The following is a 22,739-nucleotide window of genomic DNA, read 5'->3' as shown; positions in this document are numbered from 1 at the left end:
CATGAACGCCTCGCAACGTGGTTTTACCTTGATCGAAGTCGTGGTGACGCTGGCCCTGATCGGCCTGCTGGCCGGCATGGCCGCGCCGCTGACCGAGACCGTGGTGCGCCGGGGCAAAGAGCAGGAATTGCGCACGGCGCTGTACCAGATCCGCGACGCCATCGACGCCTACAAACGCGCCTTTGACGCCGGTTACATCGAGAAGTCGCTGAACAGCAGCGGCTATCCACCGAGCCTGCAAGTGCTGGTGGAAGGCGTGCGTGATGTGCGCAGCGCCAAGGGGGCCAAGTTCTACTTTCTACGGCGCGTGCCGCATGACCCGCTGACGCCGGTCAAGCGTGACGACGACGGTGGCTGGGGCTTGCGCTCTTACGACAGTACGGCTCAAAACCCGCGGGAGGGCGAAGACGTCTTCGACGTTTACTCCCATGCACGCGGCAAGGGGCTCAACGGCATCGCGTACAAGGAGTGGTGAATCATGCGTCGGGAAAAGGGTTTTACCCTGCTGGAACTGATGGTGGTCATGGCAATCATCGCGACCCTGATGACCATCGCCTTGCCACGCTATTTCAACAGCCTCGAGGCCTCGAAAGAAACCACGCTGCGCCAGAGCCTGTCGGCCATGCGCGAAGCCCTGGATCACTACTACGGCGACACCGGGCGCTATCCCGATTCCCTGGAACAATTGGTGGAGCAGCGCTACTTGCGCAACCCGCCGATGGACCCGATTTCCGAACGCAAGGACCTCTGGGTGCTGGTCGCGCCGCCTGACGGCGTACCGGGCGGGGTTGCCGATATCAAAAGCGGTGCCACAGGGAGGGCGCGTGATGGCAGCCTTTATTCCGAGTGGTAAGCCCGCCGACGAGGCCGGGTTCACTTACCTGGGCGTGCTGTTTCTGATCATGGTGATGGGCATGGGCCTGGCCAGTGCCGGCGAGTTGTGGTCCACCGCCTCGCGCCGTGATCGCGAACGCCAGTTGCTGTGGGTCGGCACTCAATACGCCCAGGCGTTGCGCAGTTATTACCGCAGTTCGCCGGGCCTGGCGCAGTACCCCAAAGAGCTTGAAGACCTGTTGCAGGACGAGCGTTTTCCGTCGCCCAAACATCACATTCGCCAGCTGTACCCGGACCCGATTGGCGGCGGTGAATGGACCTTGATGCGTGGGTTCGACGGGCGCATCACCGGCCTCAGCAGTCCTTCCACGGACCTGCCGTTGAAGCAGTCGGATTTTCCCAGCCAGTGGTCGGACTTCACCGGCATGGCGAGCTACAAGGACTGGCAGTTCGTGGCCGAGAAAGCCTTCCTCGATGGCGCCACGGGGCCGGTGAAAAACCAGGCCGGATCATCTTCGCCTCAGGCGATGACGCCATGAACCGCCAGTGGCTGTCGGCCCTGATCCTCGCGTGTGTGGCGACGTTCGCCAGCGCCAGCGAGGAGGACGAAATGAAGGGTTTTATCGTCGATGACACGATCTCGCACATCGGCCACGACTTTTACTACTCGTTCAGCGAACGCCTGCGCGCCACCAGCCCGATGGATTTCAACCTGGTGGTACGCGAACGACCTTCGGCACGCTGGGGCAGCCTGGTGACCGTGGAATATCAGCAGCGACTGGTTTATCGGCGCTTCCTGCCGCCGAACACCGTGGAACTCAAGGACGAGGCCTACGACGCCGCCGACTGGGTACGCGGACAGATTGTCCAGCGCAAGCTGGAAGCCTTGTTGCAAGACACTACGGACCTTGAGAGGGACGAATTATGAAAACGAAAACTGTCTCACGGAACCTCGGGCTCTGGTTGATCGGGCTGGGCAGTTGCAGCCTGGTGCACGCCACGGAGCTGGTTTACACGCCCATCAACCCTTCGTTCGGTGGTAACCCGCTGAACGGCACCTGGTTGCTGAACAACGCTCAGGCGCAAAACGATTACGACGATCCAGACCTGAAAAACCGCACCTCGGTGGCCGGGACTTCGGCCCTCGAACGCTTCACCAGCCAGTTGCAATCGCGACTGCTGGGGCAGTTGCTGGACAACATCTCCACGGGCAATACCGGGAGCCTGTCCACCGACGCTTTTATCGTCAACGTCGTCGACGACTCCGGTGCACTGACCATTGAAGTGACCGACCGAGCGACCGGTGAAATTTCGGAAATCCAGGTGAATGGCCTCGCCCCTTGACGGGGATTCGGGTCGGATGGGGAGAGACGGACATGAAAAAAATAATAGCGCTGGGGCTGATGCTGGCGGCATTGCAAGGGTGCAGTTTGCGCGAGAACGTGGGTGCCGAGCAGGACACCGAATCACCGACCCTGACACCTCGGGCGTCGACCTATTACGACTTGTTGAACATGCCACGACCCAAAGGCCGGTTGATGGCGGTGGTGTACGGCTTCCGGGACCAGACCGGGCAGTACAAACCGACCCCGGCCAGTTCGTTTTCGACCAGCGTGACCCAGGGCGCGGCGAGCATGTTGATGGATGCGTTGCAGGCCAGTGGCTGGTTTGTGGTGCTGGAACGTGAGGGGCTGCAGAACCTGCTGACCGAGCGCAAGATCATCCGCGCTTCGCAGAAGAAGCCTAATACGCCGGTGAACATTCAGGGCGAGTTGCCACCGTTACAGGCGGCGAATCTGATGCTGGAAGGCGGGATCATTGCCTATGACACGAACGTGCGCAGTGGCGGGGAAGGGGCGCGGTATCTGGGGATCGATATTTCCCGGGAGTATCGGGTGGATCAGGTGTCGGTGAACCTTCGTGCGGTGGATGTGCGCAGTGGGCAGGTGCTGGCGAATGTGATGACCAGCAAGACGATTTACTCGGTGGGTCGCAGTGCCGGGGTGTTCAAGTTTATCGAGTTCAAGAAGTTGCTTGAGGCGGAGGTCGGGTACACCACGAACGAGCCGGCGCAGTTGTGTGTGTTGTCGGCGATCGAGGCGGCTGTCGGGCACCTTTTGGCCCAGGGGATCGAGCGGCATTTGTGGCAGGTGGCCGGGGATAATTCTTCGCCTGAGAATAATGCGACGCTGGATCGTTATTTGACTCAGGCCAAGGTTGTGCCTGAGGGTGAGGACGAGTGAACCGAGGCGGCCTTCGGGCCGACCTGGTTCTCCCAGGCGTACTTGATCCCCTGTACATATCCATTTCTGCGGTAACGGCCACTTATGGTTTCGCCCTTACGGCGAGTCCCTTTTGGCAAACGCCCCAAAAGGAACCAAAAAGTCTCGCCCCAAACGTCCGGCCCCTCGCTAAGGCTCGGCGTTCCTTCGCTCCGGTATCCATCCGGGGACACTGCCCTACGGTCTGCTTCGCGACGACCTACATGCAGCGTGTTCGACTGCGTCGAACGGCGCTACGCGCCACTCCCCGGATGAACACCTGCACTCAGCCTCCCGAGGGGGCGGGTGGATCAAGATCAAGAGCTGCAGGCGAGCTAACGCTCGGCCTGTTGAGTGGTGAAAAGCTTACGGTGTGCACCGCCCCTTGTAGGAACTGTCGAGTGCAACGAGGCTGCGATCTTTTGATCTTGCCCTTGACCTTGGCGGCCTGAAAGCCGACCAATCTCTTACAGATGTACACCGAAACCTGTGGGAGCGGGCTTGCCCGCGAAGGCGTCCTGACAGCCGACTTGGTTCCGGTGATAGAACTCACTCCAGCAGGCCGATGTATTTGCCCCAACCGTATACAACAAACATCCCTATAAACGAACACGCATTCATGCGATAGGGGATCTCGATCCAACGTCGCAAATGCAGAGGAAAGCAGCGAATATCTTCAAGTGCACGAGGATCGTCCAGTAAGAGTAAAGAAGGTGGTTTGCTTAGCATGGCCGTAATTAAGTTGAGCCTGTATCTACGGCTGAAGAAGCCGAATCCATTTTCCCGACGGTTGGCCTGGATGAGATAACAATTTTTAAGATGTGATTCCATTTCTTTGAGCTTGAAAAGTCCTACATAAACCATAATCGCCAAGTTGATAGTCGCCACAGTGAACAAAGAGATCACGACGGCTGCGTAGAGCAGTCTTGTTTCAGTCATGGGTACTCGATTCGTATAAAACTTCAGCGGTTGACTCGACGGCTTTCGAACCTGCGTTACCTCCAAGCGACGCTTCCGCACCGCTTATTACCAAAACGCAAATCACTCCACCGATACCACGCGTTTTCAGTGCCACACCTGCGCAGTACTTCATTGTTATAGGTGCGGTGTACGAAGTTGCAATGGCAGCCCCTCCAACGTTGCCCGCCAGTTTTGCTCCTTCGATATATTTCACCTTCCGGCAGGGCTCATCAGCTCCTGCCCGACAGACTTCATTGATCCGCATACTGGCTGCTGCTGTCGCCAAGCCAATTCCGACATAACCACCGGCTTTCATATATTTTGCCGCTCGCGAGACACCCTCAATGTTTGTTGCATACCCAGGCAACTGTGTCGGCGCCCCTGCCTTTTCCCACCGATGAATCACTCTGCGAGTTGACAACCCCAAGGCTCGCTTAAGTTTTGGGTGATCCGCAATGCCGGTGCCTTTGCGTATGAGCGGCCCTAGCGACTTTCGACCATCCCTATCGAGAATCTATTTAAGCGCCGGGCTCAAGGCGGCAAAGTGATTGCCTGACTGATGAATAAGTAGAAAAACCACCCTCATAAAGCGAGGGGATAGGATTCAGGGAGGGAGTCATCACAGGAAATCCTTAACATTAATCCATATCAAGATACCGCCCCCCCAGACGAGGCAAAACGCATTGATATGGCCGGGAACAATTACCCAAGGCCTCAAATGTCTAGGGAAGAGCTTAACTTCCTCGATTGCGTCAGGATCCATTTTTCGGAAGAACTTGAACATCAATAGCGACCATATCAACACCAAGCTTCCGGCACGGAAAATGATCGGGGTACTGGTATCACTTCGGTGGGAAGTAACCAGGCGGGAGTTTGTAAAGTGATTTTGTATCTCTTTGAATTTATAGGTCACTACATAAGCCATAAATGCGCAATTCATAATAAATAGCGCAAAGAGTAGAATGCCGGACAAGCCTATAACCTGGTCAAGACTCATCACTCAATAACCTCATGTAACTTCTCACCGATGTATTCACCGGCTTGACCTCCACTGTCTCCCATTTCCGCAGCTAGCATTCCGCTTACCACTAGTAGGCAAACCATCCCGCCCAGTCCGTAAGTCCCTGCGCCAATGGCTAAACAAGTGCCCTCAGCGACTGTTGCTCCAATGGCCCCCGCAAGAACGCCTCCGGTGACATTCCCCAAGAGTTTCCCGCCCTGTACAAACTTGACCTTTTGGCATTCATCTTCGCGCCCGACTCGGCACGTTTCGTGAATTTTCATCGCCGCTGAACCAGCGCCAAAACCTATCGCTACATAACCACCTGCTTTTATGTATTTGGAGGCTCGCGCCACGCCATCGATATGGGTGGCATAGCCGGGCAACTGACCAGGCGCGCCAGCCTTGTTCCAATGGTGAACTACGCGACGCGTAGAAAGCCCCAAAGCACGTTTTAGCTTGGGATGATCCGGGATCCCTGTGCCTTTGCGAACCAAAGGCCCCAAACCGGCATCCAGTTTCGTCATGAGTCGCTTACGCTTTGCAAAAAAATCGGGAGATTTAAGGTGGCCGTATTCACGATATTGTTCCGAATGTAAACGCTCAAGTTCTTTGAGGGTCCCTTTCAGCGTTTCCAGGTGCTGGCCAACCATGAACGACGCTACGCCCAATCCACCCGAGCCAACTCCCAAAAACGGCTCAATCACCTCATGGTGCTCAACCATGAATGAAGCCTCTTCATCACTCAGATCCTTGAGCGCCTCGTTGACCTTCTGCGCAGCAATCATCATCTGCGCCTCTTCACGCCGGCACATGTAATGCCGTGAATCGCTGAAGATCACCATTTGCCCTGGCTTCACGTACTCACCCAGATGGCGGTTGAGCGAACGGAATTCGCGGCGTAACGCATCGCTGGGCGAGTTCTCGTACAGCGAACGTTCCAGGGACTCCAGGCTCATGGGCTTTTCCACAATGTGAAAACCCGACTCCGCCGGTTTGGGTTGGGTGAAGGCGTGATCTTCGACCAGATGTTGCGCCGGGGGTGGTTCGGGTTGGGGCTTGAATCCATTCCACGAGCCGCCGCCGTTATCCGGATTGACGCGAGGCGTGACCACTGCCCAATAGCCGCTGCTCACGGCGTTGATCAGTTTCTGCTGGTGGGCGGCCTGCATGTAGTTGGAGCTGTTGGCGCCCACGGCATTCAGCAGGTCGTCGAAGCCTTGCAAGTCGTATGGGTAGTTGAGGGCTTGGCGAAGCGCGTCGGCAGCTTGATGGCTGTCGAGTACCTGGCCGTGCTCGCCAACGAGTTGGTCTTGGGGGATGAGTTTGGTCACGCGTTGTGCCCGATCCTTGGAAATGGGGCACTTTGGCGATGGGGCTTGCGGGTGGATGCCGGGGGATTCGGTTTGGCTTGTAGGGGAAGTCCGAATTTTTCGCGGTGTTTGGGGGAGGGTGGTTTGTCAGTAGGTTATTGGCTGAATGACAGGCCCCATCGCGGATGTACTCAATCCCCTGTGGGAGATTCTATGTTGCAGGGGAACCCTGCTGCCTCAAATTCGGCTGGTATTCGCTCTGATTTCATGAGCGCGAATGCCACCCGGCACAGCTTGCGAGCGAGGATGACCAGGGCTTGGGTTTTGGCCAGGCCTCTGGCCAGATAGGATTCATAGAACGGTTTCCAGGTGAGAGACCTGCAAGCCGCCATTGCCGCGTTGTGAGCCAGACGCCGTAACTCTGTATCGCCTTTTTTGCTCAGGCGACGGGGGCTGTTCTTTTTCCCGGAGTCTTTGGGCCTCAAGTCCATTCCCAAAAAGGCAATGAACGCATCGCCGCTGGCGAAGTGGCCGCGCATGAAAGCGGTCGCCAAGCCGATAGCCGTCAGATCACCAATCCCCTCAATGGCTTTGCAGCGCTTGATGTTTTCGGTAATGCCGGCCCTTTTACTGACTTTGAACAGTAACTTCTGAATGGCCTGTTCAGATTGTTTGAGGGACTTCAACAGCCGGGCCAGCTCATCGTTCAAGAGCAGTTCGCTCGACCAGCTCAACGTGAGACTCACACGCAAGTTGACCAGTTCTGCGCGTCGATGCAGCAGACTTTTCAACACCTTGTAGTCCTGCGGAGGTGGACTCCAGACGCGCAGCCGCTGCTGTTCACTGCTCAGGTAACGCGCCAGAAGGCGCGCGTCACAAGGGTCGGTTTTCGCCCGCTGGCCAATGCTTTCGCGGTAATGGCTCAGCCGATAAGCATCCACCACGTAAACCCGGTGCCCCATTTCATGGGCCAGTTCAACCGTGTCCAAGTGGTAAATGCTGGTGGCTTCCAGGGCAATTGAGCTTTGCGCAGGCAGCATTTTGAGCCAACGGCCAAGAGCCTCACGGTCGTTGTTGATGTGTTGAGTGGTTTTCAGGTCTTCGCGGTAAGCCACGATTTGGGCCTTGGCCACATCGATACCAATCACCGTTGGTGAAGTAAGGATTGTCATGACGAATCCTCGGAGCTAGGGTTTAGGTGCTTGTCGGGGTTTACCCTTGCGCTGGCTTGCCTCTATCGTCGGTTTTACCGATGAATTCCTTATCGGCGCTTTGGGTAGAAAGGGCGGGACGAGAAGTCTCCCACGGTCCGTACTGGCAAGAGTCGGAATCGAGCTTTTAGTCCCGCCCACCCCTTCAAGTCTAAACATACAAGCGAGCTTGCTCGCGAAGGCGGCCTGACAGCGGACCATTCTTCCCCGGATATACCCCATCCAACTGTAGAAGCGAGCCTGCTCGCGATGGCGGAGTGTCATTCTGCATTGATGTCTGCTGATACTCCGCCTTCGCGAGCAAGCCCGCTCCCACAGGGGGGGGTCGTCGTTCACAAAATCCGCGTCCCATGAAAATCAAAATGTGGGAGCGGGCTTGCTCGCGAAAGCGGCCTGACAGCGGGCCATTCTTCCCCGGATATACCCCATCCAACTGTAGGAGCGAGCCTGCTCGCGATGGCGGAGTGTCATTCTGCATTGATGTCTGCTGATACTCCGCCTTCGCGAGCAAGCCCGCTCCCACAGGGGGGGTTCGTCGTTCACAAAATCCGCGTCCCATGAAAATCAAAATGTGGGAGCGGGCTTGCTCGCGAAGGCGGCCTGACAGCGGACCATTCTTCCCCGGATATACCCCATCCAACTGTAGGAGCGAGCCTGCTCGCGATGGCGGAGTGTCATTCTGCATTGATGTCTGCTGATACTCCGCCTTCGCGAGCAAGCCCGCTCCCACAGGGGATCTTCGTCGCTCACAAAATCCGTGTTCCATGAAAGATCAAATGTCGGCGCGAGGTTTGCCCGAGAAGGCGGCTCCAAAGCAGACACCTCTCCATCAAGCACAAAAAAAACCGCGACCCACCCCCGAGGGCCGCGGTTTTTTATGCCTTGCGATTATTGCTGCAGCACAGTCGCCCGGTTGTCAGCACCCATCTGTTGAATCGTCGCCGTCTGGGTCACGCCACTCTGATCAACACTGGCCGTGTTGCCAGTACCGCCCTGGGTCACGTACGCGACGTTCATGGTGTCAGCCTGTTTGACGGTGATCATGTTGTCGCTGCCATACAGCTGCGTGGTGAACGCCTGGTTGCCGGTGCCGGACTGGTCGAACTCGGTGGTGTTGCCGGTGCCGTTGGTGGTGCCCTGGGCCAGGTTGGTGGTGCCGCGCTGGTCGGCGATCAGGATGTTGTCGCTGCCGTTCTGGTCGAAGTACAGCTCGTTATAGTTTTCAGCCTGGCTGACGGTGGTTTTGTTGCCGCTACCGGTCTGGTTGGTGGTCATGATGTGGCCGACGCCATCCTGTTTGAAGCTGGCGATGTTGCCGTTGCCGGCCTGGGTGACGGTCGCACGCTGGTTGCTGCCGAATTGACCGCCCAGTTGCGGGCCTTTCCAGTTGCTGGCGTAGACCTTGTTTTCGGTGCCCACGGAGGTGGCGGTCAGCACATGGCTGTCGCCGCTCTGATAGGTGAAGTGCACGTTGCCGGTGCCTTGCTGGTACAGCCCGAGCACCGAGCCGACGGAGTCGAACTGGTCGGCGTAGATGGCGTTGACGTCGCCGACTTGCAGGACCTGGGCGTTGTTGTTTTGGCCGAAGCTCTGGTCGACCACCGCTTCGTTGGTTTGCCCGTACTGGTTGACGGTGGCCTCGCTCGCGGTTTGTGCGCCTTGCCAGACCTCACTGCCGTTGAAATCACCGAACTGGTTGATGGTGATGACGCCGCCGTTGCCGTCGCGCTGGTCGCCATAGGCATAGTTGCCTTCGCCGGCCTGGTTGATGTTGATCTCGCCGCCCATGTGCGCGATCTGTTCGGCGGTGCCGTAGTTGGCGGTGCCGTACTGGATGATCGTCGCGGTGTTGGCGATGCCGAGTTGAATCTGCTCGATATTGGCCTCGTTGGCGTCACCGAACTGGAAGCTCTGGCCTTTCGCGGCTTCCTGCTCTTCTTGATAAAGGAACGAGAAGTTGCCGCTGCCCGTCTGTTGTTGCAGCGCCTGGTTTTCGCCCATGCCGATCGACTGGCTGGCATGGCTGGTGTTGAAGCTGCCGACCTGCTGCTGGACGATGGTGCTGCCGTTCTCGAACAGTTGCTCACCGTAGCCGGCGTTGTAGTCGCCGACCTGATCCTGGGTGATGGTGCCGGTGGCGGTGTCTTGCACCGCCGCGGCATCGTTGCCTTGGCCGAGTTGCTGTTGGGTGGCGGTACTGAACGGGGCCGCGGTCTGTTTCACGTCGGCAATGTTGGCGGTGCCGAGCTGGGCCTGGGTGGATACGCTGTCGTCGGCCATCGCCTGGGCACTGACCATGACCAGGATGGCGGCGGTGAGGGGCGTCAGTTTGAACATGATGAAACCTCCAAGTGGTGCAGTGCTTTAGCGATACTGTTTGACCGAAACGCTCATGCCGTTCCCCGACTGGGTCACGGCGCTTGAAAGCCCCGTACCGGCCTGGTCGATGCTGGCGTCGTTGTTATTACCGTTCTGGGAAATCTGCGCGCGGTTATGGCTGCCGTTCTGGGTGATTGAGGCGGCGTTGCCGGAACCTTGCTGGGTGATCATTGCCATGAGGTCGCTGCCTTGTTGCAGGATGTAGGCTTCCTGGTTACTGCCCGACTGGACGATGGTGCCGAGCAACGATTGGCCGTTCTGTTGAATCAGCGCCACGTTGGCCTGGCCGTTCTGGTCGATCAGCGCGTGCTGGCCCACCGGTGGAGGCAACTCGCCGAGGTCGGCGGAAGGTGCCAGGTCGTCGTTCTCCATCAAATCGTCGGCGCGCACGCCTGCTCCGCTGCAGAGCAGAAGCAGGCAGAGCAGGGCGGCGGTCGGCGTTTTCATGGCGTTGTCCTGTGGGAAGAGGCCGGCCCCACCCACCGACATCGGCGGGTGGGGCGAGGGCTTAGTTGGCGGTGACCGTCACGGTACGCACGGTGCCTTGGGAGGAGCGGATGGTGGCCGTCGGATTAGCGGACGGGATCACCGTGGTGCTGTTGTTCACCGTCAACCTCCAGCGGCCAGTCACTGGCACCGTGGTGGTGCCCAGGGTTACCAACCCGGTCGGGGTGGTGACCTGTACGGTGATGGTGTTGCCGGTGATCACCGATGAGGTGCCCGCAAAGTCCCAGGTGAAGCGGTTATTGGAGCGGGCCGACACCGTTGCCGTGGTCACCGTGAAGGTTTCCGCAGCAGGCCGTGGCGAGACTTGCACCGTGACGGTCGCCGGTGTCGACAGGGCGCCGAAGCTGTCCCGGGCGATGTAGGTGAAGGTCGTGGTGAAGGCCGTGGTGACCGTGGCCGGTGGGTTGTAGGTGATGACGGTGCCGTCGGTCGTGACGGTGCCGCGCCCGGCTGCCGGTTGGGTCACGCTGGCGACGGCGAGCGGCACGTTGCCTTCCGGATCGGTGTCGTTGGCCAGCACGCTGATCGGTACCGACACGCCCAGGGTTGCGATGCTGTCGGCGACGGCCACCGGAGACTGATTAGGCGCCACGGTGATGGTCACGGTCGCCGGGGCGGTCGAGGCCAGGCCTTTGACGTCTTGAGCCTTGTAGGTGAAGGTCGTTGTCAGCGGTGCAGTGACCACGGCAGGTGGGGTGTAGACCACCGAAGTCGTGCCGCTCAATGCCACGGTGCCTTGCCCGGCCGCCGGTTGGGTCAGCGCGGTGATGCTCAGCGGCGTGTTGCCGTCGGGGTCACTGTCGTTGGCCAGCAGGTTGAGGGTCAGCGGGACGCCGAAGCTGGTGCTGCCGGCGTCGGCGACGGAGAGCGGCGCCTGGTTCTCGCCGCTATCCGGAGCAGTCCCGACCACGACGACAGGCTCGGTATCGCTGCCGCCCGAAGCGGATTTGACCGTGACGGTCGCCGGTGGCTGAGTCAGGTCGGCAATGGTCAGGCGTTGCAGGGTGCCGGATTTCGACAGACGTCCGTAACCCTGCGCGACCATGTCCGGCACCGCCACTTCATCGGTGGAGGTGGCCTCGATCAGCAGGCTGTGATTGCTCCAGTTGTAGCGAGCGGTCTGGATTTTCACCAGGTCGGTGACCTTGCTCGATACCGCCGTAGGTCGGGTGGTGCCGGCCGGGTTGGTGGCGGTGAGCACCACTACCGGAGGCACGGTGGAACCCGTCAGGCGCTGGCCGAAGAACTGGCCATTATTGTCACCGAGCATGGTGGTCAGGCAGGGCGACTGCGGAGGTCCGACCACCAGGGCCACGGTTTCGCGGAAGCACAAGCTCGAGCCGTTGGTCGATTTGCCGAACACTTCCACTCGGGTAGTGCTGGTGCCCGGGCCTGAAGCGGTGCGCCGGTAAGTGGCGCGGCCAATTTCCACCGGCGTTTGCGCACGGTTGTCGAGGACTTTGCCGGACACGGTAAAGAGGGTGGTCTGGATGGTCCCGGCCGGCCCCTGTACACGCAGGAAGTTGTTATTGAACGGGCTGCCGGTGACCGCTTCGGTGAGGTTCGGATCGCCGACGAACGTTTCGATGGCGCCCGTGTCCGGGTTCACTTCGGTGTAGGGGCCGTTGACGCTGCGCAGGAATGGCCCGACTTCCCCGTTGAGGGCACCCGAGAAATTGCCCGGTGCGCCGATGCCGATGTCGCGGGTGATGTTGATCGCCCGACGGCCCGGCGTGGTGACGTTGACCGTTTCCACGCCATACGGGTGGGTGATGGTGTAGGTCCCGGCGACCGGCACGTTCACCCGCAGACGAATCCGCGCGAAGCTTGCCTGATCGCCGTCGACAGGGTTTTCCGCCGCGAAGGCCGCTTCGATCCCGGCCACGTAGGCATCCACGCCATAGCCTCCGACATCATTGATGCTGGTCTCGGCGAGGTACCAGAACGCTTCCGGTGGCCAGTTATCCGGAAACACCATCGGCAGGGTGTCGTCGAAAACCCCGGGCTCCGGATTGAGGATGCACATGTAGGAAGGCGCGCCCGGTGCACCAGGCGACCGCGAGCTGGTTGCCCGCGACTGGCACAGTTCCAGCGACAGCAGATTGTTGTCCTGATACCACATCGGGAATTTCCCGGTGGCAAAGGTGTAGGGGCCGGGGTCGACGGCATTGAGCTGCGCGAAAGCGCTGCCGGACAGCGATAGAGTCAGTCCCAGGGCGTTGAGCGCCAGGCGTGGCAATTTGTTCATGATGCCTCCTGATGAGGATCTGGGCATGAGTGCGTTCATTGCACGATGACCACTTCTTCGGTGTCGCTGCCGCCATTGGATGACGTCACTCGAACCTTGGCCGGTGGAATCGGCGAGATGCCGGTCGCCAGGGATTTCACTGCGCCGTCGCCGCTGAGAGAGCCGATGGCAACACCCGTTCCGGAGGTGGCCGTGAGGACCGGCGGCGATGTTTCATCGCTGGTCGAAGCCACGATCGTGATCTGCCCGGTGCTCAGGCTGTATTGGGCCTGCGAGATCACCACCAGGTCAGTCAACGCCATGGGCACCGTGGTCGGCGTGCTGGTGGGGATGGCCAGGTGGTTGTCGGCGGTCACCTGCAAGGTGCTCGGCAATGTCGGGTTGGTGGCGGACTGGGCGTACCAGTGGCCGGTGGTGTTGGCTTCGGTCAGGTTCAGCACCGGGCTGTTGCTGTCCAGGGTTACGGTGGCCGGTGGCGGCGGGGCCATGACGAAAACATCCTGCTGGGCGACCGGGGCACTGGCACCGGCCTTGCGCGAGTAAGTGCTGCGCTCGGCGATGATCGGGGTGGGGCGAACCACCGTCGACAACTTGCCGGAAATGGCCATCACGGTCGTGCGCAGATCCAGCCCGTTAGGCCCTTCGATGCGGATGTAGTTGGTGTTGAAAGGGCTGCCGGTGAAGGCTTCTTCCAGGTTCGGATCGCCCACGAATTTTTCTGCCTGACCGGTGACCGGGTTGGTTTCGGTGTAGGGGCCGTTGACGCTGCGCAGGAACGGGCCGATATCACTCTTGAGGGCGCCGTCGTAGGTTTTCGGCGTGCCGATACCGATGTCGCGGGTCATGTTGATGGCGCGAGTCCCACCGGCGGGAACGTCAAAGATGTCGACGCCGTACGGGTGGGTGACGGTGTAGACGCCCGCGGTAGGCACATCCACCCGAATGCGGATGCGGCCAAAACTGACCTGGTCGCCTTCTTTCGGTTCTTCAGCGGCGAAGGCGGCTTCCACGGCGCTGACATAGGTCAGGTCGATGCCCCGTGCGGCATCGACGATGGAGCCGTCGCCGGTAAACCAGAACGCCTCATCGGGAAAGTTGCTCGGGAAAACGATGGGCTGCGTGTCATCGAAAACGCCGGGGGTCGCACCCAACAGGCACATGTACGAGGGAGCGCCGGGAGCACTCGGGACTCGCGAACTGAGCGCCTTGGACAGGCACAGATCGAGGGTTCGACCATGGGAGTCCTGATACCAGGCAGCGAACGATCCGTTGGCGGGTACATAGGGGCCGGGGTCTACGGCAAACAGCGCTGCCTGGGCAACACCTTGGGCGAGAGCGCTGACGACCAGGGCGGCCGCCGTTTTGGACAGTAAAGGGTGCATGAGTATTCCCTCTATCAGATTACCTGCCCCTTAGGGATGGGTCAGTTGAGAGGGCTTCGGCAACTTCCATACCAATCTTTTAAAACGGCCGGGAGAGGCCCGCAGTGAAGGCGTGTAGCACGCAAACGACTTCACGGCGCCGAGCGCGCAAGCGGGCGACATTCCCCAGCATTGGGGGTAGGTGGGGGCAGTGGGGTATGCGGGGAATTGGTGGGGGGACAAAACCCGAAGTCGGGCAAAGACTGATGCCGAGCGCGAAAAACTCGGGCGCTGGTGCGAGGTAAATGGGGTTTAGGTTTGTTGTGTGTGGTGCAAGGGAATTTCGGAAACTGAAGGGTTGGGTTAGATAGCGGAGATGGTGTCTTCGCAGCCTTTGTTTTTTTTGCTTGCCTTGATTATTTTTTCGGCAATTCCATTGCGCGATTTGCGTAACGACGGCGTTTGCGGTAGCGAAAGCTTCTGCAAGGTTGGACGCTTCCAGTCCGAGGCAAATCCCATCATTTTCAGACGCTCGTTATCGCTGAGCCATCTGCGCTGAATTGTGCGATGAACCATTCGCGGAAGCGGTGCCAGAGGTCGGCGCTGAGGTAGTGGCCGTGGTCGCTGAATTCGATGACGCCTTGTTCGACGTCAGCGAGTTCGTTGGAGCGTAGGCCTTTGACCGAGGGAGGTTGCGCGCCGAGGAATCCGACGTGGCGCAAATAGTAGACGCCGGGCACGGGGTTGTTGGCTGCGTCTGGGTGGTAGAACGAGGCGGAGATTTTTTTGTAGCTGCCCTTGGCGATGTATTCGGCGAAGGTGGCGCCGACTTGTTGGGGGTCGGCGATGAGGCCTTGGGGTGTGGTTGACAAGGATTTGACCCAGCCGGCGGCTGGGGCCTCGTGCCTGAGATGGTCGATGACCATGGGGGCTTCGTGGCGCGAGGAGTTGTAGGCGGCGACGGTGGCGGTTAGGTCGGATTCGGTGAAGTTGAAGGTGGTGCCGCATTGGGCGGTGTGGGTGCCGGGTTTGAAGATGTGGAGGGGTTTCCTGGTGGGGCGCTGCGCTAAGGGGATTCGCAGAGCTTGAGCTTGAAAGCGGGCTTGGGCTTTTAATCGGGTTTAAGGTTTGGGGGCGCTGAACGCAAGCGCGCAGGATGATGACTTACTGCTGTGACCTGCGGATAGCGGGATTTAAGGGACTGTCAGATTTTTTTGTGCGCGGGCCCTTATTCGTGCCTTCTAAGTCAACTGCGTACATCCTTCGTATATTTAACTTCACTTCGTTCTAAAGCATTAGGGGGCTTATTGCCAATCGATATCACATACCTGTTATTTCTAACAGTAGACAACATTGCGAGGGAGACTTAGCGTGTCGGTGAGCGCCACTATGTCATCTCCGAAACTGAATTGCGCAGTGTTGGTTGTAAGCTCATTATCAAAATATCTTTTGATAAAGACGTCGATGAAGTATTTCGGCGCGAGAGTGATGAGGGCGATTGATAAAGCACTAGGCGAGCCTGTTGTTATAGCACTTTGTAGCGAATAGAAAGACAGTCTCGCCACATGCGAATATTGATGTTTGGCAACCATTCTTGATGGGTCACTAAAGGAATTTGTTTATGAAGACTATGAAAAAAAGCTGTCTATATGCGCTGTGCCTTGCCGCATCGGCGAGCTTCCTGGTGGCAACCTCAACGGTGCATGCTGAACCGGAAAACCAGATCGACATCTGTAAAAAATATTTCAGTGACCCTTCAAGTCCATTCAGGTCCGCATTCAAACTCGTTAACCCAGAATTATATTTACGTAGGTGCCTCGAGGACTCAGGCATTTGTAGAGTCGCGGCTACATACCTGATGAAATCAAGACGTCTGGGGGTTAATATCGAGACGCCTAGTGCCTGTGAAATAGAAGCCACCGAATAGAGCCTTTAGTTGTGAACTTGGCGGTCTCAATTATGCTGTAAATTTCATCGCTGTCGACTACAGGTCAATTTATAGTTGCCATACCGCTTGGCCTTTAACGCAGCCCCCATTTCACTATTGCGAGTAGACGTGTCAGCGCTTTAAACATCCCTGGGGATTTCTTGTTTAACTGCTCACACGGTTACGTCCTGAAAGCTACAAAACCTTGCGCCGTTGCCTACGGCTGCGCCAGAATCCGCCGGCTTGTGCGCCTTGGGGCCGCTCGGTAACTTGATACCCGTCACTGCCCTTCAGTGATCGGGTTTAGTCGCCCGCGGTTCTAGTGTGCACATCCTCTATCAGTCAGTCATTTCCATGCCTGCGCTCGATGGTAGCTGTGCGTAGGGCGTCTTCGGGCGCGCCGGTTTGCTAGATCCCCGGTCGACTAACCTGCGTACAGCTGCCTCCCCTTACGTTTAGTCGCAAGAGGGGTGGCGCTCCACACATGGATCTAGCATATGTTCAAAGTAACGCCCAATCCGCCGGACACCGATCCGGCCTCTCCGTACGAACCCGATTCAAAGAAGCTCAATGAGGCCGCCGAGCGGGCGCTCGACTTTCATTTTCCGTCGAATGCCGACATCAAAGCGACCACGCGAACACGCAGTACCCTGTTTTCTGTGGACCCAGAGGCTACGGCCGAAACCCTGGCGGTTTATCTGGTTGAAATACTGGCCTCAGTCGATGTGATGGTCCATCAGCTGGTGGATCATCTGGAGGGCGAGTCGCGCTACGCGCTGCTGGGTATTTCCAACAGCATCATGATGGCGGAGATCACCGCGAATCGGGTGTTGGATAAGATTGATCTGCCCAGGTAGGTGCGGTCTGTTGTGATGAGTGGGTGATTGATGTTGGGCTGTGAAGCGGTTCCTTTCTGGGGCCGCTTCGCGGCCCAACGGGGAGGTGCGGCATTCCGCTAAATCCCCTCGCCACGGATGAGATTGCACGCCACCAAGTCGATATGTTCGCCCCGTCAGTTGTTGGCTGATCGGGGCGTTTTCTATTGCGTATGCAGCGACCGTATTGCCAACGTTGCCAGCCTTTCCCGAAATGTACCGCGTTTATCTCGCTTGGCCGGTTGGGGGGCGACCCTAGACAGGGGGACCAAACCCGAAGTCGGGCAAAGACCAGACAGTGGGCTATAACCCTATAGGGACTTTCCGGGAACAACGTCCATGACCATTCAGACCACAACCCTCCAGAAAGAAGAGGGCGATGTCCGCTTGAGCTCGCGCAAACAGCCGTTCAATTTGCTGCGCTGGTTCTCGCTTATCAGCATGGCCGTGATCGGCACGGTGGCCGTGGCGCTGGGGGCGGTGTCGACGCGTTTTGTGATTACCGAAAGCGTGCAGCGCGATGCGTTGCTCACGTCTCAGTTCATTCAGGCGATTGCCTCGGCCGAGGTGCGCCATGTCTCGATCCCCAACGTGCGGACCATGGGTGAGCTGCTGGACCCGCGCAAAGACAAGGACTTTCCCGAGGTTGACCCCATGGCTCGCGCCAGTGCCCGTGGCGAATTCCTCGACCATATCGAGCACTTGCCCGACGTGATCCTGGCCAACATCTATGCCCCTGACCGCATGGTGATCTGGTCCACCAACCCGGCCCTGATGGGCACCACGATTCACTCCGACGAGGACCTCGACCAGGCCTTCACTTCCAGGACGCCGGTGTCGGCCAGTTATCACAACGTCGACAAAAGCCGCATGGAGCAGAAATTCGTCACGCCACCGGACTACATCTTCATCGAGAACTACATTCCGCTGTTCGATGCTGACGGCGATACCGTCACGGCGATGGTCGAGATCTACAAGGAACCCAAGGACCTGATCGACCGCATGGAGCGCGGCCTGGTGCTGATCTGGCTGGCCACGGCCCTGGGCGGCGGACTGATTTATCTGGGGCTGTACTGGATCGTGCGACGGGCCGCGATCCTGCTGGCGACCCAGCAAAAACAACTGATCACCAACGAAACCTTCGTCGCGCTCGGGGAGATGTCCTCGGCGGTCGCCCATAGTCTGCGCAACCCGTTGGCGACCATCCGCTCCAGTGCCGAACTGGCCCTGGAGTTCGACACTGGCCCGGCCCACAAGAACATCAACGACATCATCGGTCAGGTGGATCGCATGTCGAAGTGGGTCAGGGAGTTGCTGCAGTCATTACGCCCGCTCAACGACGAGGCCGAACCGGTGAACCTGGTGGCGGCCTTGCATGACAGCCTCATGGCCTTCGAGCATCAAATTACCAAGGCCGGGGTGACGGTGGTGTTCGAGCCCCAGGAGACGCCGATGGTGTTGAGCCAGCAAGTGCAGCTCACGCAGATCCTCAACAGCCTGCTGGCCAATGCCGTGGAAGCGATGGACCGGGGCGGCACGCTGACCATCACGCTGGAGCCGACCGATCCCCGGGGGATTTGCGTGGTCGTGAACGACACCGGCAAAGGCATGAATGAAGAACAACGCAGGATGGCGTTCCGGCCGTTCTTCACCACCAAGCAAGGCGGGCTGGGTGTCGGGCTGGTGCTGGTGAAGCGGATCATGGAGCGTTTCGGCGGCGCGGTAAGCCTGGGCAGTCGTGAAGGCGAGGGCACGAGTGTCCGTCTGTCGTTCAAGCGGATTCCCTGAAGATGGGTGTGAACTTTCCCCGCTAGCGGGTGTCAGGACCCAGTCGTTTTCCCCGGTCATGGCACATTGATGTTGATAAGCCATTGTTTTACCGAGTGTTAGTGCATTTGTATAAAACTGTTACAAATTTGGCGAGGTCCTTGCAAATCCACCACTACCCCCTTCAAAAATTCGAGGCGGCTGGTGATGGACAGAAAAGCGCGGTACCCCTTCAAGTGGTTCGGCCTCCTGACGCCGTTGGGCGTCCTCCTGACAATGACGCTCGGCACCGCGACACTGCGTGCCAGCCCGATCGATGACGAGCGACAGCCAGAACCTTCCGACCCCTCGGCTTACTACGATGAACCGGCTGACGAAGCCACGGCGCTGAATGCCATCCTGACCATGCCCGAGGCCAACGAAGATTCCTTCGATTTGCCTGATGGCGTCAAAGGCAGCCGAGACACGACGCGCAAGGAAAACATCCTGCCGCCGGCCGTGCAGACCAGTTTCAATTACCCCACCAATGGCAAACCGAGCCCGCTGTTTGGTGCTCAACCGTTTACCCAACAATTGGTGTTGTTCGAAGAGTTCGGCCCGGAAAAACTCGACCCCACCACACCGGCGGCGCCGTTGGGTTTTCCGCCGGCGGCGATTGGACCGTTGCCTCAGCAAGATCCCACCAGCGCGGCCCGCAGTGCACCACCCAGTGCGGCACTGGATGCCTTTATGCGCCAACCAGGACTGACGCCATTCCCCAGCCAGTACTCCAACGTGGTGGATCGCAACCCGTGGCAATCGCAGATCGAATACTTCCTCAATCGCCATATCGGTTCTTCGGCTGAAGGTCGTCCGCCAGGAAAAGGCTGGTCGCATCAGCGCTGGAACGAGTTCTACCCGCAAATGGCCTACAAAACCGTGCAAACCGGGGCGCGGGTCAACAGCGGCTGGCGTGACAGCCATCAAATGCATGGCTATGCGCTGGGTGAGTTCGGCCCCGGTGGCCTCTATCACAACGTCGCCGGTGTGCCGGCTACCGATGGCACCGCCAAAGGCGTCGATGCGCGTTTCCACCCGAGCATGCCGGTGCAGAACCACAACTCGGTCTGGACCTTCGACGGCACCTTGCCGCCCAAATTGCTCATGGTGCGTTACGGTCAACCGGTGCTGATGCGCCATTACAACGGCTTGCCGATCGACCCGGCGGCCAACATGGGCTTCGGTCTGCACACCATCAGCACCCACGAACACAACGGTCACGCACCGGCGGAAAGCGACGGCTATGCCAACGCCTTTTTCTTCCCGGGGCAGTATTACGATTATCGCTGGCCGATCCAGCTGGCCGGTTACGACAGCATCAACACCGACGCCCATGATCCGCGCGCGGCGTTCCCTTGCTCGCCGGGCGAAACCCTGTGGACCAACGACTTGAGCCCCAGCCGCAAGACCTGCGACCACGGCACAATCAAAATCCGCGGCGACTGGCGCGAAACGATGAGCACCCACTGGTTCCACGACCACATGCTCGATTTCACCGCGCAGAACGTCTACAAGGGCAACGCGGCGATGATGAATTACTACAGCGCCCTGGACCGTGGCAACGAGTCGGTGAACGACGGCGTCAACCTGCGTTTCCCCAGCGGCAGCGCCTTGCCGTGGGGCAACCGCGACTACGACGTCAACCTGGTGTTCGCCGACAAGGCGTGGGATCAGGCCGGTCAGTTGTGGTTCAACCCGTTCAACACCGACGGCTTCCTTGGTGACCAAGTGCTGGTCAACTGGCAGTGGAAACCGACCCTGGACGTGCGCGCCCGCAGCTATCGGTTCCGCATGCTCAACGGTTCGGTGTCGCGTTACTACAAGCTGGCGCTCGTGCGTGAAATCAAGGGCACCAGTGGCGAGTTTCAGGGGCCGAAAAACTCTGGTGTGTCCTATGCCCGAGTGCCGTTCCACATGATTGCCAACGACGGCAACATCATGGAACACAGCGTGCCATTCGACGGCACCATGGACCTCGACGCCGACGGCGATAAACAGAACCACAACGCAATCCTGCCAACCCAGGGCATTGCCGAGCGCTTCGACATCATCGTCAACTTCGCCAAAAACGGCATCAAGCCAGGCGACAAGATTTTCTTCGTCAACCTGCTCGCCCATGACGACGGCAAAGGTCCGAAAGAACCTGTCTCGCTGAGCGATGTGCTGTCGGAGAAATACCTGGCGGTGATCAAGCAAAGCAGCAAAGGGCCGCAGTGGGACAAGGGCGACCCGGCGGTAGGCAAGGTGTTGCAACTGAACGTCAAGGCCTACACCGGCCAGGACCTGGCCATGGACCCGGCGGCGTACGAACCGGCCAAACCGGGTAAAGCCGAAGGCCTGGTGATGATCCCGCTGAAAATCCATCGCGACAATGCGGCCGACAAGGTCCTGCTGTCCCAGGCCCGCCACCGCACCTTCACCTTCGGCCGTTCCGACGGCACCGATGAAGCGCCGTGGACGGTCAAGACCGATGGCGGCTTCGGCTTCCACATGGACCCGCGTCGCTTGAACACGGCAACCCAGTTGAAAACCGGTCCGACCGATGCCGGCGTCAGTGGCTTCGGCACCCTGGAAGTGTGGAACATCAAGGCCGGCGGCAAGGGCTGGAGCCACCCGGTGCACGTGCACTTCGAGGAGGGGATCATCCTCAGCCGCGGCGGCAAGGCGCCACCGGAATGGGAAAAATGGGCACGCAAGGACGTGTACCGCATCGGTTCGGAAAACGATGGCCTGGACAGCGTCGAGATGGCGATCAACTTCCGCGAATTTGCCGGGACGTATATGGAGCACTGTCACAACACTCAGCATGAGGACAACTCGATGCTGCTGCGCTGGGACATTGAGAAACCCGGGCAATTCCAGTTGATGCCGACACCGCTGCCGAGCTGGGATGGCGTGCGTTACGTCAACTCCGCCGCGTTGCCAACCTTCCGCAACGGCGATGGCTTCGGCCCACAAGTGGCGGTGAAAAAATGAAGCGCAGGGGAGCCGACACACCCGTGCATACGCCGCGCTCCCGCGCCTTGGGCATGCACCTGATTCTGGTCCTGGTCACCTGCCTGTTGGCCAGTCAGGTGCTGCTCGCTCACGAAGGGGTGCTGTCGCCAACGGAATCGGCGACGCCCTGGGGCAGCGATTACTTCCCCAACACCCTGCTGACCGATCAGGACGGTCGGCAGGTGCGTTTCTTCGATGACTTGATCAGGGACAAGGTGGTGGTGATCAATTTCATATTTACTTCGTGCAGCGACTCCTGCCCCCTGGAAACCGCGCGCCTGCGTCAGGTGCAAAAATTGCTCGGCGACCGGGTCGGCCAGGACGTCTTCTTCTACTCCATCAGCATCGACCCGCTCAGCGACACGCCCGAGGTGCTGAAGGCTTACGCACAACGCTTCAAGGTCGGGCCGGGCTGGAAGTTCCTGACCGGTGAATTCGAAGCGGTCACCGACCTGCGAAAAAAACTCGGCCTGTTCATCGAAGGCGTCGACAACGGACGCAGCAAAGACCACAACCTGAGCCTGATCGTCGGCAACCAGAGCACCGGTCGCTGGATGAAAGCCTCGCCGTTCGAGAACCCGTGGATCCTTGCGGATCAGTTGGCCAACACGCTGCAGAACTGGAAGAAACCCAGTGTTGAAGAAAGCTACGCCGATGCACCCGAGATCCGTCCGCCGAGCAATGGTGAAGAACTGTTTCGCACCCGCTGCGCGTCGTGCCACAGCCTCGGGCCGCTGGATGGGCAGGGCATTGGCTTGCGCAGTATCGGCCCGGACTTGATTGGCGTGACTCGCCAACGCGACCCGGCCTGGCTCAGCCGCTGGATTCGGGAACCGGACCGCATGCTCGCGGAAAAGGACCCGGTGGCGATGGAGCTGTTTGAACGTTTCGACAAAATCCCGATGCCCAACCTGCGTCTGGATGAGAACGCTGCGCAGTCAATTATGGGATTTTTGCAGGAAGAAACCGATCGTCAGCAACCGCTGCAAGCGGCGCAAGTGCAATAGCGGCGAAATACTATCAGTGAAGCCGTCGACCATGATCAATGCGACCTACACTG

Annotated in this window: 20 protein-coding genes and 1 pseudogene; 10 read left to right on the top strand and 11 right to left on the bottom strand. The window is 59.0% G+C overall.

Annotation, left to right across the window (positions count from 1 at the left end; all coding sequences use genetic code 11):
- Position 1 precedes the first annotated feature (1 nt).
- From ACA049_RS19935 to ACA049_RS19910, 6 genes are read left to right on the top strand one after another with little or no spacing between them, the layout of a single operon-like run.
- Complete coding sequence (locus ACA049_RS19935; protein ID WP_109632936.1) at positions 2 to 475, top strand: type II secretion system protein; 474 nt, start codon at positions 2 to 4, stop codon at positions 473 to 475.
- 3 nt (positions 476 to 478) lie between these two features.
- The gene (locus ACA049_RS19930; protein WP_042932745.1) at positions 479 to 853 is read left to right on the top strand and encodes a type II secretion system protein; all 375 of its coding nucleotides are present in this window, start codon (positions 479 to 481) and stop codon (positions 851 to 853) included.
- Positions 828 to 1,373: a type II secretion system protein gene (locus ACA049_RS19925; protein WP_497329179.1), complete on the top strand. Its 546-nt coding sequence runs from the start codon at positions 828 to 830 to the stop codon at positions 1,371 to 1,373. Before ACA049_RS19930 ends, ACA049_RS19925 begins: the two co-directional genes overlap by 26 nt.
- Positions 1,370 to 1,762 (top strand): curli production assembly/transport protein CsgE, encoded by a 393-nt coding sequence (gene csgE / locus ACA049_RS19920; protein WP_497329177.1) that lies wholly within the window; start codon positions 1,370 to 1,372, stop codon positions 1,760 to 1,762. Before ACA049_RS19925 ends, csgE begins: the two co-directional genes overlap by 4 nt.
- A complete protein-coding gene (locus ACA049_RS19915; protein WP_109632931.1) occupies positions 1,759 to 2,178 on the top strand; it encodes a curli assembly protein CsgF in 420 nt (139 codons plus the stop codon). Before csgE ends, ACA049_RS19915 begins: the two co-directional genes overlap by 4 nt.
- Positions 2,179 to 2,210: 32 nt before the next feature.
- Positions 2,211 to 3,077, top strand: coding sequence for a CsgG/HfaB family protein (locus tag ACA049_RS19910; RefSeq protein WP_497329175.1), 867 nt, complete (start codon positions 2,211 to 2,213; stop codon positions 3,075 to 3,077).
- 567 nt (positions 3,078 to 3,644) lie between these two features.
- On the opposite strand, the gene ACA049_RS19905 is transcribed toward ACA049_RS19910, so the two are convergent.
- From ACA049_RS19905 to ACA049_RS19855, 11 genes and pseudogenes are all read right to left on the bottom strand, one after another.
- The gene (locus tag ACA049_RS19905) at positions 3,645 to 4,034 is read right to left on the bottom strand and encodes a hypothetical protein (protein WP_497329173.1); all 390 of its coding nucleotides are present in this window, start codon (positions 4,032 to 4,034) and stop codon (positions 3,645 to 3,647) included.
- A complete protein-coding gene (locus ACA049_RS19900) occupies positions 4,027 to 4,371 on the bottom strand; it encodes a hypothetical protein (RefSeq protein WP_497329171.1) in 345 nt (114 codons plus the stop codon). Before ACA049_RS19900 ends, ACA049_RS19905 begins: the two co-directional genes overlap by 8 nt.
- Before the next feature lie 303 nt (positions 4,372 to 4,674).
- Complete coding sequence (locus ACA049_RS19895) at positions 4,675 to 5,052, bottom strand: hypothetical protein (RefSeq protein WP_497329169.1); 378 nt, start codon at positions 5,050 to 5,052, stop codon at positions 4,675 to 4,677.
- Positions 5,052 to 6,389, bottom strand: coding sequence for a hypothetical protein (locus ACA049_RS19890; RefSeq protein ID WP_497329167.1), 1,338 nt, complete (start codon positions 6,387 to 6,389; stop codon positions 5,052 to 5,054). The genes ACA049_RS19895 and ACA049_RS19890 overlap by 1 nt, the downstream gene beginning before the upstream one ends.
- A gap of 190 nt (positions 6,390 to 6,579) precedes the next feature.
- Positions 6,580 to 7,540, bottom strand: a pseudogene (locus ACA049_RS19885) (IS110 family transposase).
- Between the two features lie 927 nt (positions 7,541 to 8,467).
- Positions 8,468 to 9,916 carry a curlin gene (locus tag ACA049_RS19880; RefSeq protein ID WP_497329165.1) on the bottom strand — a complete coding sequence of 483 codons (1,449 nt, stop codon included), beginning with the start codon at positions 9,914 to 9,916 and terminating at the stop codon, positions 8,468 to 8,470.
- A gap of 27 nt (positions 9,917 to 9,943) precedes the next feature.
- The gene (locus ACA049_RS19875; RefSeq protein WP_497329163.1) at positions 9,944 to 10,405 is read right to left on the bottom strand and encodes a curlin; all 462 of its coding nucleotides are present in this window, start codon (positions 10,403 to 10,405) and stop codon (positions 9,944 to 9,946) included.
- 61 nt (positions 10,406 to 10,466) lie between these two features.
- Positions 10,467 to 12,713 (bottom strand): Ig-like domain-containing protein, encoded by a 2,247-nt coding sequence (locus tag ACA049_RS19870; RefSeq protein WP_497329161.1) that lies wholly within the window; start codon positions 12,711 to 12,713, stop codon positions 10,467 to 10,469.
- Between the two features lie 35 nt (positions 12,714 to 12,748).
- Complete coding sequence (locus tag ACA049_RS19865) at positions 12,749 to 14,095, bottom strand: hypothetical protein (RefSeq protein ID WP_497329159.1); 1,347 nt, start codon at positions 14,093 to 14,095, stop codon at positions 12,749 to 12,751.
- 342 nt (positions 14,096 to 14,437) lie between these two features.
- Positions 14,438 to 14,596 (bottom strand): hypothetical protein, encoded by a 159-nt coding sequence (locus ACA049_RS19860; RefSeq protein WP_497329157.1) that lies wholly within the window; start codon positions 14,594 to 14,596, stop codon positions 14,438 to 14,440.
- A gap of 2 nt (positions 14,597 to 14,598) precedes the next feature.
- Positions 14,599 to 15,111 (bottom strand): phage protease, encoded by a 513-nt coding sequence (locus tag ACA049_RS19855; protein WP_497336920.1) that lies wholly within the window; start codon positions 15,109 to 15,111, stop codon positions 14,599 to 14,601.
- A gap of 1,387 nt (positions 15,112 to 16,498) precedes the next feature.
- Here ACA049_RS19855 and ACA049_RS19850 point away from each other — a divergent pair.
- The 4 genes from ACA049_RS19850 (at position 16,499) to ACA049_RS19835 (ending at position 22,686) form a co-directional block, all read left to right on the top strand.
- Complete coding sequence (locus tag ACA049_RS19850; RefSeq protein ID WP_497329155.1) at positions 16,499 to 16,858, top strand: DUF6124 family protein; 360 nt, start codon at positions 16,499 to 16,501, stop codon at positions 16,856 to 16,858.
- Between the two features lie 357 nt (positions 16,859 to 17,215).
- Positions 17,216 to 18,664 (top strand): sensor histidine kinase, encoded by a 1,449-nt coding sequence (locus ACA049_RS19845; protein WP_497329153.1) that lies wholly within the window; start codon positions 17,216 to 17,218, stop codon positions 18,662 to 18,664.
- A gap of 186 nt (positions 18,665 to 18,850) precedes the next feature.
- Complete coding sequence (locus ACA049_RS19840; protein ID WP_497329151.1) at positions 18,851 to 21,658, top strand: multicopper oxidase domain-containing protein; 2,808 nt, start codon at positions 18,851 to 18,853, stop codon at positions 21,656 to 21,658.
- The gene (locus tag ACA049_RS19835; protein WP_497329149.1) at positions 21,655 to 22,686 is read left to right on the top strand and encodes an SCO family protein; all 1,032 of its coding nucleotides are present in this window, start codon (positions 21,655 to 21,657) and stop codon (positions 22,684 to 22,686) included. Before ACA049_RS19840 ends, ACA049_RS19835 begins: the two co-directional genes overlap by 4 nt.
- Positions 22,687 to 22,739 lie beyond the last annotated feature (53 nt).

The sequence above is a fragment of the Pseudomonas sp. LBUM1662 genome (assembly GCF_059695915.1).
Note: the sequence above shows the minus strand (reverse complement) of the source record. Positions and strands in the feature narration are given on the sequence as shown.